Here is a 14,698-nt window from a genome sequence, read left to right on the forward strand (position 1 = left end):
GGCCTGGAGCGCTGGGCCTGGAGCGCTGGCTGCATGCGCGCGGCCACCGCTCGCTGGTCATCGTCGGCGTCAGCACCAACAACTCGGTCGAGGCCACCGCACGCAGCGCCGGCAACCTGGGTTTTCAGACCCATGTGGTGGCCGACGCCTGCTTTGCCTTCGACCTGACCGACCTGCGCGGCGTGCGCCATGCGGCCGAGGAGGTGCACCAGATGGCGCTGGCCAATCTGCAAAGCGATTACGCCACCGTCATCGACACCGAGGCGGCCGCCGCGCTGCTGGCCCGCTGAACCATGCGCCTACTGCTTGTCGAAGACGACCTCATGATCGGCGAGAGCCTGCGCGAGGCTTTGCGCCGCCAGGGCTTCGCAGCTGATTGGGTGCGAGATGGCCAGGCCGCCGATGCGGTCTTGTCCAGCGGCGAACGCTTTGACGCCGTGCTGCTGGACCTGGGCCTGCCCAAGCGAGGCGGCATCGACGTGCTGCGCTCGATGCGGGCGCGCGAGGACGCGACGCAGGTCATCGTGCTGACCGCCCGCGACACGGTGACCGACAAGGTGGCCGGCCTGGACGCCGGTGCCGACGACTACCTCGTCAAACCCTTCGAGCTGGACGAACTGCTCGCCCGATTGCGCGCCGTCACGCGTCGCCATGGCGGCCGCACCGACACGGGCTTGCAGGTCGCCGATCTGCGCCTGGACCCCGCCACCCGCGAGGTCACGCGCGCCGGCAAACCCATCCTGCTGTCGGCGCGCGAGTTCGCGCTGCTGGAAGCGCTGCTGGAGCGGCCCGGCGCCATCGTGTCCCGCGCCCAGCTCGAAGACCGCCTCTACGGCTGGGGCGAGGAGCTGGAGAGCAATGCCATCAGCGTCTACATGCACCAGCTGCGCAAGAAGCTGGGTGCCGACCTGCTGCACACGGTGCGCGGCCTTGGTTATTACGCCGGCCCCGAGAAAGGTGGCGCGCCATGAAGTGGCTGGGCACGCTGCGCAGCCGCCTGTTCGCGCTGCTCGCCATCCTGGGCGCCGTGACCGCGCTAGCCGTCAGCAGCGCCACCTATGTCAGCGTGCGCGCCGAAGCCGACGAACTGTTCGACTACCAATTGCGCCAGACGGCGTTGTCGCTGCGCGACCAAGGCCGCATTGCCGGCGACGAGGCCGCGGCCCTGGCCGACCCCAGCCTGGACTACCTCGTGCAGATCTGGTCCATTCAGGGGCTGGAGATCTATTCCAGCCGGCCGCAGGGCATGACCGAGGCCCTGCCACCGCGCGCGGTGCTGGGCTTCTCCAACCTGCACCTGGGCGGCCAGGACTGGCGCGTGTTCAGCGCGGCCACGCCGCAGCGCGTGGTGCAGGTCGCCCAGCCGCTGGCCGTGCGCCAGAAGCTCGCCGCACTGGCGGCCCTGCGCAGTGTCGTACCGCTGGCCGTGGCCCTGCCGCTGGTGGCGGCGGCCGTCTGGTGGCTGCTCGGCGTGTCACTCGCGCCACTGGCGCGCGTCACCCGCGCAGCCCAGGCCGGTGGTGCCAACGCGCTGGACCCGCTGCCCACCGCCGACCTGCCCGGCGAGGTGGCGCCGCTGGTCGACGCCTTCAACGACCTGCTCGGGCGGCTCTCGTCCGCCTTCGACGCCCAGCGCAGCTTTGTCGCTGACGCCGCCCATGAGCTGCGCTCGCCGCTGACCGCGCTGAAGCTGCAGCTCGGCTTGCTACGCGATGCGGCGCCGGGCGAGGAGCAGGACGCTGCAATAGCCCGCCTGCGCGGCGGCATCGACCGCGCGGTCCATCTCGTCGAGCAGCTGCTGGCCCTGGCCCGCGCCGAGCCCGGTGCCGCGGCGGCCGAGTTGCCGCTGGACCTCGCCGACCTGGCCCGCCAGGCCGTGGCCGATGTGCAGCCGCTGGCCGACAAGGCCGACGTGACGCTGGCCCTGACCGCCCCCGACCCGCTGCCGCTGACCGGCGACCCCCAGGCCCTGCGCGGCGCCCTGCGCAACCTCATCGACAACGCCGTGAAGTACGGCGCCCGAACGGTGCAGGTGAGCGCGCTGCGCGGCTCGCGTGGCGCACCGCTGCTGCGTGTGGACGACGACGGCCCCGGCATCCCGGCCGACCAGCGCGAGCGCGTCTTCGATCGCTTCCAGCGCGGCGAAGGCGCGACGGTTGAAGGCAGCGGGCTGGGTTTGGCCATCGTGCAGGCGGCGGCGCGGCAGCAGGGCGCCAGCATCAGCCTGGACGCATCACCACTCGGCGGGCTGCGTGCGGAGCTGGCCTGGCCGGCCACGTCATGACAACAGCCCGCCGCTGAGCGCCAGCCACACGGTGCGCACCGTGAGGACCGCGAGCGCCATGCTCAGCAGGCCCAGCAGCACGATGGCGATGACCCAGAGCGGCGCGCTGTCGCGGAACTGCGCGTACTTCAACGCTGCGTTGACCAGCGCGGCCAACGGGAAGCCGATCACCCACCAGCCCAGCGAGAAGCTGGCGCCGCGGCGGAACACCTTGGGCACGATGACAACGAACATGAACAGCGCGAAGTAGAAGAGCAGCGCGGCGAAACGGTCGACGCCGCCCACGAGGTTGACGTACGCCAGAAAGCCCACGGCAAAAGGCGCCATCAGGATCATCAGCGACGGCGTCATGGCGGGCGCCAGCGGGTCGCGGTGCACGAGGCGGCTGAAGATCAGCAGGTAGAGCAGCACCGCCAGCACGGCGCCCACGGCACCGGCCATCAGGTTGACCTCCGGCGCCCAGGCCATGGGCATGTGGCTGCCGGTCAGGGGGATGTCCAGCGTGGCCACGCCCGGCATCAGCGAGGCCGGCAGCGCGTGAGACGCGTCCGCGCTGCCCTTGAGCAGGCGGGAGGTCGACACCCCTGCGAGGGCGAGCGTTGCCAGCACTCCGACCGTCCAGATAACGCTGGCGGCAGGCGTGCTGTACGGCTCGACAACCGCCGCCACCAGCAGCACCGCGATGACGACGGTGCCGAAGAAGTTGCCGGACACGGGGTGATGGAACTCCGCGTGCACGGCTTGGCGGTGCCAGGCCARCTTGGCCAGATAGCCCAGCGACAACAACACGAACACGCCCACGGCAAAGGCCGCTATGGCCTCACCCACCCACGCCGGCACGCCCAGGCTGATGTGCGCCAGCCGCCATGCAAGTGCCAGCCCCGACAGGCCCATGACCGAACCGAACAGGCTGACGGGCAGGTCGCGCACGGAGCTTGCCGGGCGCGTTTCAAAAGTGGGTGAGGCTGGGCCGATGGGTTGGGTTTGCATGATGAGCCTTCTGGCGCAATTTGCCGGTGTCGACATTTTCTGCCAGACTCGTTTGGCCGTCTTCGCCAACGTGCGACGTTCTCTGCCAGTCATCGGACCTTCTCTGCCATCCCCGCCATGCGCGTCGCCATCCTTGCCTTCCCCCGCTTCCAGCTGCTCGACGTCGCCGGGCCTGCCGACGTCTTCGTCGAAGCCTCGCGCCAGCTCAAGGACCCCAGGGCCTACCAGGTACAGCTGATCTCCAGCGAGGCCGGCCTGCTCACCAGCAGCAGCGGCCTGCGCCTGGCCGTGGATGCGACGGTGGCGACGCATCGCGGGCGCATCGACACCCTGCTCGTGGCTGGCAGCCCCACCATCGAAGACATGGCGAGCGACGGGCCATTGCGGGACTGGCTGCGGCGCCAGTCGCGCACGGTGCGGCGCTACGGCTCAGTCTGCACCGGCGCCTTCGTGCTGGCGGCCACGGGTCTGCTCGACGGCAAGCGCGTCGCGACCCACTGGAACGCCGCGGCACGCCTGGCGGCCGCCTACCCCGAGGCCTGCGTCGAGGCGGACGCCATCTACGTGAAGGACGGCAAGCTGTTCACTTCCGCCGGCGTGACCGCGGGCATGGACCTCGCGCTCGCGATGGTGGAGGAAGACCACGGCCGCGACCTCGCGCTGCGCGTGGCGCGCGAGCTGGTGATGTTCCTCAAGCGGCCCGGCGGCCAGAGCCAGTTCAGCGCCCACCTGGCCGCGCAGACGTCCGAGCGATCCAGCGTGCGCGACGTGCAGGACTATGTGCTGGCCCACCTGAAGGCCGACCTTTCAGTGCCCGCGCTGGCCGCGCGCGCCGGCATGAGCGAGCGCAGCTTTGCACGCACCTTCCGCAGCGAGGCCGGCACCACACCCGCAGCCTTTGTCGACCATGCCCGCATCGATGCCGCCCGCCGCCTGGCCGAGGAGTCGGACCTGCCGGCCAAGCGGCTGGCGGATGCGGTGGGGTATGCGAATGCGGACGGCTTCAGGCGGGCGTTTGCGCGGCGGTTGGGGGTCAGCCTGGCGGAGTACCGCAGGCGGTTTGCGAAGTCCTGACCGACGCCAAGGGCGTGCGGCTCAGGACTAAGGAGCTGGCGCCCGCTTTGCAGCGACTGCCGTCATCCGCGGCAGGTCGCCGGGTTCACGGTCTTGGACAGGAAGCAGTCGTCGAGTCACCTGTCGACATGGCAGCAGCAACGACCGCTTTCGAGCGGCGAGGGTGCGCCACACGCACCTCACCCCGACATCTCTGCAGCGGAAGCTGCAAGCAACCGTCCGATCGCTCAAGCGTCATCTGGGTATCCCTGAAAGAGCCTTCCTGGCGAAGTCATCAGGGCAGTTCCCGCAAGTTCTCCCAGGACCGCTTCAAGTGGTCAATGAACCACCTGCCCGCGGGCCCGGGCGGTTCGGAAGCCGGGTGATACGCGGACATGGTCAACATGAAGCCCGTCCGCGGCATGTCGTCCACATCGAGGACAACCAGGGTGCCGTCAGCGATGTCCTTCTCGACCATGTGCAGTGGCATGCCGCCCCAGCCGACGCAGTCCTTCAGGAAGGCGTACTTGGTCGACAGATCGGCTAGGCGCCAGGTCGACGGCGACACCACGCCGTAGTCGCGTCCTGCCATCAGGTCTGATCGGTCRGTGAGCACCAGCTGGACGTGCTTCGCAAGCTCGCTCCGGGGAATCCGATCTGCCCATRCCGCGAGCGGATGGTTCGCCGCGGCGACCGATACCAGGGGCAATTCGCCCAAGCGTTCGCTCACCAGCGACGGGAACGTCACAGCCGGCAAGGTCGAGAGAATGCCCAAACTGCACCGCCCATCCAGCACGGGCTGGTAAGCCGCTCCCAGGCCCTCCACGAACAGGCGCAACGGCGTAAGAGGGAATTGGCTCGCAAATGCCTTTGCGGCAGCGCTGACGAGCGCAGTGGGGAAGAACACGTCAACCACCACCGAGAGCTCGGTCTCCTGGCCTGCCGCCATCAGCTTGGCTCGGGCCTTCAGCGTGTCCACACCAGACACGATGTTGCGGGCGTCGGCCAGCAGAAGCACACCCTCCGCGGTGAGCTTCGGAAACCGGCCTGAGCGGTCGAAGAGCATCACGCCGATTTGCTGCTCCAACCCGCTGACCCAGCCGCTCACCGCTGACTGCACGCGGTTGAGCTTGCGTGCGGCGGCGGAAAAGCTGCCCTCGTCCACCGCGGCGATGAACGTCCTGAGCTGGTCCAAGGAAACGCCGTCGAGCAATTGAGACTCCTTCCATCTCTTAAACAGATGGATCGAATCTCAATATACCGGCTTCTCAGAATGGAAGCCGGTCTCCATCATTCGTTCCCATGCAGCCATCGCTGCAAAGGATAGGAGGCAGCAGGGACCCATCTCTGTTTTAGCCCCAGTTTCTGCAAGCCACCCTCAAAGGACCCGTCCCATGCGCAAGACCCTCATCGCGGCCGCACTGGCCGCCGCCACCGCACTCGTCGGCACTGCTCACGCGGAAGTCGCAACCTACAGCATCGACCCCACGCACACTTTCGTGACCTTCGAGGTCACCCACTTCGGCACTTCGACCAACCGCGGTCGGTTCGACAAGAAGGAAGGAACCGTTCAACTCGACAAGGCGGCCAAGACCGGCAAGGTCGAACTGACGCTCGAGACCGGCTCCATCAGCACCGGCACGGCCGCGTTCGACCAGCACCTGCAGAGCGACAACTTCCTCAACGCCGCCGCGTTCCCGACGGCCAAGTTCGCCGCCAGCACGTTCAGCTTCAACGGCGACAAGGTCAGCGAAGTCGCGGGGCAACTCACGCTGCTGGGCAAGACCCTCCCCGTCGTGCTGAAGGCCTCCAACTTCAACTGCTACACGAACCCCATCCTCAAGCGCGAGGTGTGCGGCGGCGACTTCGAGACCACGATTCAGCGCAGCCAATGGGGCATCGGCTGGGGCATCAACTATGGCATCCCCGACACCGTGAAGCTCGCCGTGCAGGTCGAAGCCGTCAAGCAGTAAGCCCGCTGCGAACCACCCCCACCCACTTCGAGACCCAACATGCAACTCCTTCATCTTGACTCCAGCGCCCTCGGCGCCGCGTCCGTCAGCCGCCAGCTGACTGCTGAAATCGTCGCCCGCCAAAAGGCGCTTCACCTGGACATCCGGGTGACCTATCGGGACCTTGCAGCCGACCCCGCCTTGCACCTCACCGGCGCTCATATGGCCGCGCGCATGGGTGCTACCAGCGACGACGCCACCATCAACGCCGACCTGGTCAAGGGCAACGCCTACATGGATGAGCTGTTCGCCGCGGACGTCCTCGTCATCGGCGCCCCCATGTACAACCTGTCGATTCCGACGCCGCTCAAGGCCTGGATCGACCGCGTCGCTGTGGCCGGCAAGACTTTCCAGTACACCGCGACCGGGCCGCAAGGGCTGCTCAAGGGCAAGAAGGCCTTCATCGCATCGGCGCGGGGCGGCGTCTACTCGGCCGGCAGCCCGGCTGCTGCGCTCGAGCACCAGGAAAGCTACCTCATTGGCCTGCTGGCCTTCCTCGGTGTGACCGACGTGAAGGTCGTACGCGCCGAAGGCATCGCGTTCGGGCCGCAAGCCAAGGACGCCGCTATTGCCAAGGCCTTGCAAGACATCGAGGCGATTGCGGCCTAAAGGGCACGCGCTTCGCAAATCTCAAACCCCCATCGAAAGATCATCATGACCTCCTACTCCATCATCGGTTCCGGCAACGTCGGCACCGCCCTGGCTCGTCACTTCGCCCGCAGCGGCATTTCCGTTCGGATCGCCAACACGCGCGGCCCCGAGTCCATTGCATYGCTTGCCGCTGAACTTGGCGACAAGGTGGTTCCCGTCGCGTTGCAGGACGCTCTTGCGGCCGACGTCGTCATCCTGGCTGTTCCGTTCCGTGCTCACGCAGCGGTCGGCGGAGCTCTCTCGAACTGGTCTGGCAAGGTCGTTGTAGACGCGATGAACACCTACGGCATCTCGCCGGAAGAGTTGAAGGGGCAGGCTTCCACGGACGTGGTGGCTGCCGCTTTCCCAGGCGCGAAGGTGGTCAAGACGCTGAACCAGCTGCCGGCCAAGCTGCTCGCGCAAGACCCTGCGGTCAACGGTGGTCGGCGTGTCATGTTCGTGTCGAGCAACGACGCCGGCGCTGAGGCGGCGATGGCCAAGCTGGTCGCGGACCTGGGCTTCGCGCCGGTCCCTCTGGGCAAGGCGAACGAGGGCGGGCTGCTGATCGGTATGGGCGGGCCGCTGATCCTGCAGAACCTCATCAAGCTGAGCTGACTGCCGCCCACGGGTGGCTCACCCACTGCTCTCTTCGGATTGTTCATGCCCCGTTCCATCATCAGCGTCGCCCGGCTCGGCACCCCCTGGGAAACCATCGACCCGTTTCTCGTCTGCGCCTATCACCTCGACCACTATCCACCTGGGAACGCCGACTTGGGACCGGTTGAGCCACCACCTGCCGATACAGGTGCCGGAAAGCCCTGGCGCATGTACTTCGGGCAGACGGTGCCAGGCTTCCCTGCCCACCCGCATCGCGGCTTCGAGACCATCACCATCGTCCGCCAGGGCGTGGTCGACCACTCGGACTCACTGGGCGCCACAGCCCGGTATGGCGCGGGCGATGTGCAGTGGCTGACTGCGGGGCGTGGTGTCGTGCATGCGGAGATGTTCCCTTTGCTGGACCCCCTCGAGCCGAACACGCTGGAGCTGTTTCAGATATGGCTGAACCTGCCGGCGCGCGACAAGATGGCTGAGCCCAGCTTCAAGATGTTCTGGGCCGAGGACATCCCGAGGCATGTTGAAGCCGGCGTCGACGTCACATGCATCGTCGGCGCCTTGCACGGAGTGCACATGCAACAGCCGCCGTCACCGCCTTCAAGGTCATGGGCGTCAGACCCTAGTTCGGACTTGGCCGTGTGGACGTTGAAGATGGCGCCGGGTGCGAGGTGGCAGCTACCGCCTGCCTTGGGTAGTGGCACGCGCAGGCAGCTCCTCTTCTTCAAGGGCTCCACGCTGACCATCGACGGTGAGTGCGTCGACGCGCGTTCTGCTATCGAGGTCGACTGCTCCGCCGTGGTCGAGCTTGTAAATGGGTCCAAGGAAGCCGAGGTACTGCTGCTCCAAGGCCGCTCGATTGAAGAACCCGTCGTGCAGCACGGGCCGTTCGTGATGACCACGCTAGACGAAATCCGACGTGCCTACGAAGACTACCGACACACCCGGTTTGGAGATTGGGCTTGGGGCGTCTACGACCCGAACCATGGCTCGAAGCGGGGAAGGTTCGCTTCAACCGATTGACTTTCGAGGACCGTGGTCAAGCGACTACTCCCATGGGCGAAGCTGCCGGTCGGTGCCAGCAGCGCTCAACGACCGGTCCGGACGGCTGCTGTCGCTGCTGCATTGGCATGTGAATGACTCAGCTCAGCCTGATGCCGAAGTTCGGCGGACTACTGCTTCGCAGCGATTGCCGACGCTCGCGGCCGGCGTGCGTAGGGCAGCAATGTGCCCGAAGCGGCCACCGGCACAGGCCTACCAAGCTGCCCGAAAGCTGCCGCTCAACGTGTGCGCTCAGCGGACGGCGAAGCCGTCCGCTGCAGCAAAGGGTTAAGTGGCTGATTGAACATGGTCACTCGCCGCCCATGTCCAACGCTGCGCGCCGCTCTTTCAGAGCAGGCAGTACCGCATGGAAGTTGCGAACTAGGTCCGCTTCAGACATGACAGGAAACTGAAACCGGAGCTGAAAGACGCCCCAACGTCCGGGAGTCGGACCTGTGATCTGGAGGAAATCTGGCCCCGAGTCTTGCCATGCAATCCCCGCTTGCCGTCCGATGGGGTCAGCGACAAACAAGTCCCCGTTGCGCTTCGGCCATGGCCCAGGCCAGGGAATGCCGATGTATCCGAGGCTCCATCCCTCAAGTTCAGAGGCAGCGATGAGCTTGTCGGAGTCGTAGGCGCTGGTCGCGTCCATGGCTGCCACTTAACGTCGGAGTTCAGCGGGCGGCGAAGCCGTCCGCTGCAGCGAAAGGTTAGAGCGCAGCCGTGCCATTTGCTGCATTTCAGTTGCGGGCGAACAAGCCTGACATCGCGGCTAAAACGAGCAGCACTGCGATGACCGGTGCCGCCAAGAGCGCGGCACCGGCGCGCATAGCAGGCGAGGCAGCAAGCCCGGTTTGATCCGATGCTCCAGCCGCAACTGCGCGACGGCTCCGAACGACCGAGTAAACGCACAGGCAGAGCCCAACGATCGCTGAAACCCAGGCGGCGTGCAGCGACATGACAGACATGATCGCGCTTATAAGGAACAGTGCAGCGGGAAGGAAAACACGAGTCATGAGGGAGTCGCTCTACGTGCGCGCTCAGCGGGCGGCGAAGCCGTCCGCTGCAGCAAAGGGTTGGGCGTCAGGTGCGTGCGCGCACGCTTGGAGACCGCGAGTTCGCTGTGCATTGCTATGGAGAAGCGTGGTGCACGCTCAGACCAATGGCCATGCCGATGCCAACGAAGAGACAAAACAGGCCAAGCGCACGAAGCAGTTTTGCCCGATAGACGTTGCCTTCACTGGTGAAGAAAGACGGCATGAAGAGGGAAAAAGGAACGTACTGACCCCAACGGCGCTCGGGACGAAAGCCGCCCATGGTCTTGACCATGTAGTAGGCGGCGAAGCACCAACTGATGACTCCGCCGACCCAGCACAACGCGAATAGAGCGATAGCTCCGTAGCCTAAGAGCATGCGCGGTTCCATGACGCCCAACGAGGTTGGGCAATAACCCGATTTCTGCGATGCCCGCAGCGGCTGATCACCGTGGATGCTGAGGAATTCTTCATCGTTTGATGCCTCGAGCCGCCGGCCCGATTGGATTGGACCTTATGAATGACCTGCGTGGCGCTTGTGGCGCCTTGCTCGCGTTGYGCACCTTTGCCATTGCTCATGATCGCGCGCCTGTGTTGGCGATTTTCTCGATGTTGTGCACCAGGCAGAACAGCCGCCACTGCGTGCCGACCTTGTCCTTGCCGCGCAGCGTGAAGCGGCTCAGCCGCTTGTTGTGGCGCAGGTTGGCGAACACCGGCTCGACGGTGGCGATGCGCTGGCTGTAGAGACGGCGACCTCGGGGGCTGTCGATGGCTTGGCGCATGCGGTGCAGCGGGTCTTGAGGATCGTCAGGCATTCGGGTGTGCAGCGCCACTGTTCTGCGCGTGGCGTCTGGCCTGCGGATGCATTGAGCGCGCTGCGCGCAGCCCGTGCAATCGCTGGCGCTGGCCTTGAAGTCCTGCCGCAGGTACAGCCCCACCTTGTACAGCGCGCCACTGCTTCGCAGCGTGCAGCCCGCCGGGCAGGTGCAGGTGTTGTCGCGGTGGAAGACGAAGTCGCCTGTGCCGAAGAGGCCCTTGACCTTCGGATTGGGACTCTCGCCGCGCGCTCGCTTGTCGGCGAGCACTTCGCCTTTGGACTTGTGCTTCGCCTTGTACTTGGCCTGTTCTGCGAAGCGCTCGTCGCGCTGGCGCATCGCGTTGTCGGCGATGAGGGCCGGGATGGCGGCCTCGCACAAGGCCTGGACGTTGTCGTTGGAGTGGTAGCCGGCGTCTGCGGTGATCAAGGTGTCGGGCGCGCGCACCGCAGCCGTCGCTTCAATCATGGGCAGCAGCATGTGCTGTTCGGAGCCTGATCCCGTCACCTCGGCGGCCACGATGATCTGGGTCTCGCTGTCTACCGCCGCCTGCGCGGCGTAGCCCTGCATCACACCYTTGCCTGTGGCCATCTTGGCGCTGTCGGGGTCGGTCACGTTGCTCTTGAGTTCCTGGCCACGGTCGTTGCGCCGCGGCTGGTTGCGGGCCACGAAGTCGCGCGTGGCCTGGGCTTCACGGCGCAATTCATCGATGCGAGCCTGGCGCTTGGCGTCAAGCGCTTGCGCGCTGTCGCCGCCGACGTCCTGCGCCTGATGGAGTTCCAGGATCTTGTCGGCCGCCTTGTCCAGCCTCAGCGCCCGATGCTTGAGTTCCTCGTGCGTGCCGCTGCGCTCCTTGCTGGCATTGCTGGGCAGCTTGACCCCGTCGATGGCGAACATCTGCCGCCCGATCAAGCCCATGCGGTCGCAGGTGAGCAGCACCTGGGTGAACAGCGGCTGGATCTGCCCCTTCAACTCGCGCACGAATTTGGCGATGTGGGTGTAGCTGGGCTGGCTGTCGCCGCTGATCGCGATGAACTGCACGTGGTGCAGGCAGGCGTGCTCGATGCTGCGGCTGGAGACCAGGCCTCGGCTGTACGCGAGCAGCACGATCTTGAGCATCACGCGCGGGTCGTAGGCACTGGCGCCGACTTCATCGTTGCTGAACTTGGCATCCAGCGCGCTCAGGTCCAACTCATGATCGACCAGATGATCCAGCACGAACTCGAAGGTGCCGGGTTGGATCTGCTCGGCCAGCACAACGGGCAGAAAGCGGGGACTGCGATCTACGAGCTTGTAGCGTGGCATTGGCGTCATCCGGCTGCAGCGTGATGACTGCGATCGTGCCGACACGGCTGCGTCAGTGACAGTCGGATTTACCGCATGTCGATGGGTTTTTGCACAGCGTCAACGTCCGAGTTGACCGGCGCGCACCGGCAGGACGTTGCACGGCGTAGGCTGGCACTGCCGGTGCATGTCCGTGTCGAACGAGATGTTAGAGCGCACGCCCGTTGTCCTCCCCGTATTCCAAGCCGCTCAAGATTTCATCCTGAAGACGGCGACTAGCTTCTACCTCTATGCGCCAAGTCGGCGAGGCGTCGAACTTCAGCTTGGCCTCGGCGAGGCTGACGCCCGTGACCTCGCAGATGGCTTTGATCGTCGCCACCGGATACGCACCAGCGGCTTTCAGCCTTGCCATCGCAACCTCGAAAGGCGCACCTTCATCTACTGCGGCACGAAGAAGTGGGGAGAAGTCTTCCATGCGCTTTAACGTGAAAGCTCAGCGGGCGGCGAAGCCGTCCGCTGCAGCAAAAGGTTGGGCAGCACTCATGGCTGTCCCACCAGAGAGTTGGAGGGATCAGAAATCACAATTCTGTGCACCTGCTGGAACAACTCATTCACCGCGCTTCCAGTTGCGACACCGCGGAGCTTTCCAAGCAGCGTAGCCTCCGCAACGACCGTGCAGGCCCAAACAACATCTGACCCAAGCGCCAAACGGGCATCAGGCTGCGTATTCGCGTAGTCGTGCACGCTGACGCAACCAACCCACAGCAGAAACGGCTTTCGCTGGACAACCAAGCACCAACCCCAGTCCTCAGGGATTACATCCTCGACAGAGCGGCCCTGGCTGACCAGACGCTTCCGCAGCCAGTGAGATAGCTGCCGACCGAAACAAAAAGGATTCGTCTCCTCATCCTCGCCAGGTTCGATCTCGAACAGCGTGGATTTGAACCAGAACTGGTGGTCGGTCATGCTGCTCAACGGTTGAGTTGAGCGGCGCGGCCGCCGCGGTTTTGGCTTGGCACTTTATCGTCCACGCGTCCGCTCGAACGAGGTGTTAGGCATCACTTTCGACCTCGCCACCAGCGGCGTCGATGATTTCGGATTCGATGAATGCAAGCCTGCCGGCGAGCATTTCCGCGTGTTCAAGCGAAGGCTCCGCTTCGACAGGAATCACATCGTCCAGGGGCAACCCGTGTTTGACAGCGTGGACCCAGCGCGACATTTCAGCGACATACCCGCGAAGCGCTTCGCGCCATGTTGGCGATTCGTCGAGTACAAGGTAGGCTGGCGGAACGTCGCCCACCACCACCCAAAGTGTTGATTCGACACCCGGCTCAGCCGGAGCGAGATCAACCTGAAACACTCCAAGCACCCCCGCGACCGCCCAGTCCAAGCGGACGGCATTCACTTTCCGGCACCAACGCTGGGAGGCAACGAATTCCTCGGCTTCGACAGCGAGCTCGCGCACCTCGGAATCCTTGATCTGTGATGCTTGAATCATGAGCTGAGCTTGAGTGATGCCTAACGTYGGMGYTCAGCGGGCGSCGAAGSCGTCCGCTGCAGCAAATGGTTAAGTCGCAGCATATGTACCGCGGATGAAGTGCACGACGGCGCCGAACATGCCGCCAGCGATTCCGCCTAGAACAATGCCGCCGAACACAGACGCAGCGAATCCAAGCGTCGCACCGACTTGCATGGCCCATTCGCCGGCGATGCCGATGGCGAAACCGCCCCCTAGAGGAGCGCCGAGAAAGACCGCGAACCAAATGCTCGGCAACAGCAAGGCGAGCGCACCGATGCGATTTCCAAGCCGAACGGCTGGGGCTGCCTTGCCCGACAGCTGGCCAAAAGCGAACTGCAACAGCACAAACGCAAAGCCGGCGCTTAGCAACACTGCGGCGGCCAAGGCGAGGAAGGAAAGCGCAGTTGCCATGCGACTTAACGTTGGAGTTCAGTGGCGGCCGGAGGCCGTCCTATGGAATGACCAGTTAGACCGCTTCGCCACAACTCACTGGATCTGCTGCACGGACACCACATGGCGTTCGACTCCCTTGGTCACAGACAACTCGCCGTACTTTGGAGGATAGCAACTCGATTCTGGATTGCACTCGTCCTCGACCACTCGGTAGCGAAGTTCCACCCGCACTGCACCGTCTCGCGTCCTCATACGAACAAGTTTCTGCCATGCGCCAGGCTTAGCTGAATGCAGTGTCGTTGTCTCGACTCCGACGAGACGCCGCCTATGCCCCTCTATGCTGATGGTGGGGTGTTTGACGCCTCCCTTGTTTGGGAGCGCGAGGAGGCATTCCTGTTCCGGAGACGTCGTAACCCAGCCTGTCATAACTTCGAATGCATCCGGATTCGCTAGGAAGCAGTCGGCCAGATTCAGGCTGTGAACTGCCAGCGGCCTCGCGTTGGTCGCGCCTGCACCTAGCAAGGCTAGCGTCGCCAAACAGCAGGAAAGGAGTTGAGCTGGGTCTACGGACATGCGGTCTAACGTCGGAGTTCAGCGGGCGCCGAAGGCGTCCGCTGCAATGAGTGGTTGAGCGTCATGCTAGAACCGATTCTCTGAGAGCCAAGCTGTGAACGAAGAGGCCACCGGTTCGCAGGTCCCGGCATCAAGATCGGCGAAGAGCACCGACGGCTCGCCGCTTTCTCCTCGGTTCCAGCAGTAGAAATCCCCGCATCCGTTGTCACCAAAAACGACGAACCTGGCCGCGTCTACGTACTGCTGGTTCTTCACGATCTCATTGGGAGGCAACGTCCGATTCTTGAACCGCAGCTCTGCACAGCCGCCAAGCGACACGAACTCTCGATAGCTCGCGGGGAAGCGGAATTCAAGTGCGGCTTCGGCTGCGGCCAACTCCTGAGTGAGGACTTCGGGCACGCCTTCGTCACGAGCCGACGCGCCTGTGCTCAAAATCTTCTCGATCTCAGTCATGGGTC

Annotated in this window: 18 protein-coding genes; 8 read left to right on the forward strand and 10 right to left on the reverse strand. The window is 64.9% G+C overall.

Annotated features, from left to right (window positions below):
- From ACXJKR_RS09880 to ACXJKR_RS09890, 3 genes are all read left to right on the forward strand, one after another.
- A partial coding sequence (locus ACXJKR_RS09880; protein WP_457322701.1) for an isochorismatase family protein occupies positions 1-290 on the forward strand: 290 nt, incomplete at its 5' end.
- Between the two features lie 3 nt (positions 291-293).
- Positions 294-971, forward strand: a complete 678-nt coding sequence (locus ACXJKR_RS09885) for a response regulator (RefSeq protein ID WP_457322702.1) — start codon at positions 294-296, stop codon at positions 969-971.
- Positions 968-2,284 carry an ATP-binding protein gene (locus tag ACXJKR_RS09890; RefSeq protein ID WP_457322703.1) on the forward strand — a complete coding sequence of 439 codons (1,317 nt, stop codon included), beginning with the start codon at positions 968-970 and terminating at the stop codon, positions 2,282-2,284. Before ACXJKR_RS09885 ends, ACXJKR_RS09890 begins: the two co-directional genes overlap by 4 nt.
- Here the strand turns inward: ACXJKR_RS09890 and ACXJKR_RS09895 are convergent.
- Entirely contained in the window at positions 2,279-3,274 is a 996-nt protein-coding gene (locus ACXJKR_RS09895) for an SLAC1 anion channel family protein (RefSeq protein ID WP_457322704.1), read from the reverse strand. The two genes, ACXJKR_RS09890 and ACXJKR_RS09895, sit on opposite strands and share 6 nt — an antisense overlap.
- Before the next feature lie 117 nt (positions 3,275-3,391).
- On the opposite strand from ACXJKR_RS09895, the gene ACXJKR_RS09900 reads away from it, so the two are divergent.
- A complete protein-coding gene (locus tag ACXJKR_RS09900) occupies positions 3,392-4,348 on the forward strand; it encodes a GlxA family transcriptional regulator (protein ID WP_457322705.1) in 957 nt (318 codons plus the stop codon).
- A gap of 274 nt (positions 4,349-4,622) precedes the next feature.
- Here the strand turns inward: ACXJKR_RS09900 and ACXJKR_RS09905 are convergent, their stop codons facing one another.
- Entirely contained in the window at positions 4,623-5,540 is a 918-nt protein-coding gene (locus ACXJKR_RS09905; RefSeq protein WP_457322706.1) for a LysR family transcriptional regulator, read from the reverse strand.
- Between the two features lie 181 nt (positions 5,541-5,721).
- Here ACXJKR_RS09905 and ACXJKR_RS09910 point away from each other — a divergent pair, with 181 nt between their 5' ends.
- From ACXJKR_RS09910 to ACXJKR_RS09925, 4 genes are read left to right on the forward strand one after another with little or no spacing between them, the layout of a single operon-like run.
- Complete coding sequence (locus ACXJKR_RS09910; RefSeq protein ID WP_457322707.1) at positions 5,722-6,300, forward strand: YceI family protein; 579 nt, start codon at positions 5,722-5,724, stop codon at positions 6,298-6,300.
- Positions 6,301-6,339: 39 nt separating this feature from the next.
- A complete protein-coding gene (locus tag ACXJKR_RS09915) occupies positions 6,340-6,948 on the forward strand; it encodes an FMN-dependent NADH-azoreductase (protein WP_457322708.1) in 609 nt (202 codons plus the stop codon).
- A gap of 45 nt (positions 6,949-6,993) precedes the next feature.
- Positions 6,994-7,584 (forward strand): NADPH-dependent F420 reductase, encoded by a 591-nt coding sequence (locus ACXJKR_RS09920; RefSeq protein ID WP_457322709.1) that lies wholly within the window; start codon positions 6,994-6,996, stop codon positions 7,582-7,584.
- 45 nt (positions 7,585-7,629) lie between these two features.
- A complete protein-coding gene (locus ACXJKR_RS09925) occupies positions 7,630-8,604 on the forward strand; it encodes a pirin family protein (RefSeq protein ID WP_457322710.1) in 975 nt (324 codons plus the stop codon).
- A gap of 328 nt (positions 8,605-8,932) precedes the next feature.
- Here the strand turns inward: ACXJKR_RS09925 and ACXJKR_RS09930 are convergent, their stop codons facing one another.
- The 8 genes from ACXJKR_RS09930 to ACXJKR_RS09965 all read right to left on the reverse strand — a co-directional run.
- The gene (locus ACXJKR_RS09930; protein WP_457322711.1) at positions 8,933-9,274 is read right to left on the reverse strand and encodes a hypothetical protein; all 342 of its coding nucleotides are present in this window, start codon (positions 9,272-9,274) and stop codon (positions 8,933-8,935) included.
- Positions 9,275-9,753: 479 nt separating this feature from the next.
- Complete coding sequence (locus tag ACXJKR_RS09935; protein ID WP_457322712.1) at positions 9,754-10,047, reverse strand: hypothetical protein; 294 nt, start codon at positions 10,045-10,047, stop codon at positions 9,754-9,756.
- A 184-nt stretch (positions 10,048-10,231) separates the two neighbouring features.
- Positions 10,232-11,776: an IS1182 family transposase gene (locus ACXJKR_RS09940; RefSeq protein ID WP_457322713.1), complete on the reverse strand. Its 1,545-nt coding sequence runs from the start codon at positions 11,774-11,776 to the stop codon at positions 10,232-10,234.
- 187 nt (positions 11,777-11,963) lie between these two features.
- The gene (locus ACXJKR_RS09945; RefSeq protein ID WP_457322714.1) at positions 11,964-12,230 is read right to left on the reverse strand and encodes a hypothetical protein; all 267 of its coding nucleotides are present in this window, start codon (positions 12,228-12,230) and stop codon (positions 11,964-11,966) included.
- A 65-nt stretch (positions 12,231-12,295) separates the two neighbouring features.
- A complete protein-coding gene (locus tag ACXJKR_RS09950; RefSeq protein WP_457322715.1) occupies positions 12,296-12,721 on the reverse strand; it encodes a hypothetical protein in 426 nt (141 codons plus the stop codon).
- Positions 12,722-12,806: 85 nt separating this feature from the next.
- Entirely contained in the window at positions 12,807-13,253 is a 447-nt protein-coding gene (locus ACXJKR_RS09955; protein ID WP_457322716.1) for a hypothetical protein, read from the reverse strand.
- A gap of 69 nt (positions 13,254-13,322) precedes the next feature.
- Positions 13,323-13,685, reverse strand: coding sequence for a hypothetical protein (locus ACXJKR_RS09960; RefSeq protein ID WP_457322717.1), 363 nt, complete (start codon positions 13,683-13,685; stop codon positions 13,323-13,325).
- 621 nt (positions 13,686-14,306) lie between these two features.
- The coding region (locus ACXJKR_RS09965) for an SMI1/KNR4 family protein (protein ID WP_457322718.1) at positions 14,307-14,698 on the reverse strand (392 nt) is incomplete at its 5' end.

The sequence above is a fragment of the Roseateles sp. P5_E11 genome (genome assembly GCF_054049355.1).

Bases quoted from the DNA above. Each gene is read 5' to 3' on its own strand.
- ACXJKR_RS09945 (WP_457322714.1), bottom strand. From the start codon at position 12,230: ATGGAAGACTTCTCCCCACTTCTTCGTGCCGCAGTAGATGAAGGTGCG.
- ACXJKR_RS09915 (WP_457322708.1), top strand. From the start codon at position 6,340: ATGCAACTCCTTCATCTTGACTCCAGCGCCCTCGGCGCCGCGTCCGTC.
- ACXJKR_RS09900 (WP_457322705.1), top strand. From the start codon at position 3,392: ATGCGCGTCGCCATCCTTGCCTTCCCCCGCTTCCAGCTGCTCGACGTC.
- ACXJKR_RS09910 (WP_457322707.1), top strand. From the start codon at position 5,722: ATGCGCAAGACCCTCATCGCGGCCGCACTGGCCGCCGCCACCGCACTC.
- ACXJKR_RS09930 (WP_457322711.1), bottom strand. From the start codon at position 9,274: ATGGACGCGACCAGCGCCTACGACTCCGACAAGCTCATCGCTGCCTCT.
- ACXJKR_RS09960 (WP_457322717.1), bottom strand. From the start codon at position 13,685: ATGGCAACTGCGCTTTCCTTCCTCGCCTTGGCCGCCGCAGTGTTGCTA.
- ACXJKR_RS09885 (WP_457322702.1), top strand. From the start codon at position 294: ATGCGCCTACTGCTTGTCGAAGACGACCTCATGATCGGCGAGAGCCTG.
- ACXJKR_RS09950 (WP_457322715.1), bottom strand. From the start codon at position 12,721: ATGACCGACCACCAGTTCTGGTTCAAATCCACGCTGTTCGAGATCGAA.
- ACXJKR_RS09935 (WP_457322712.1), bottom strand. From the start codon at position 10,047: ATGGAACCGCGCATGCTCTTAGGCTACGGAGCTATCGCTCTATTCGCG.
- ACXJKR_RS09955 (WP_457322716.1), bottom strand. From the start codon at position 13,253: ATGATTCAAGCATCACAGATCAAGGATTCCGAGGTGCGCGAGCTCGCT.
- ACXJKR_RS09890 (WP_457322703.1), top strand. From the start codon at position 968: ATGAAGTGGCTGGGCACGCTGCGCAGCCGCCTGTTCGCGCTGCTCGCC.
- ACXJKR_RS09925 (WP_457322710.1), top strand. From the start codon at position 7,630: ATGCCCCGTTCCATCATCAGCGTCGCCCGGCTCGGCACCCCCTGGGAA.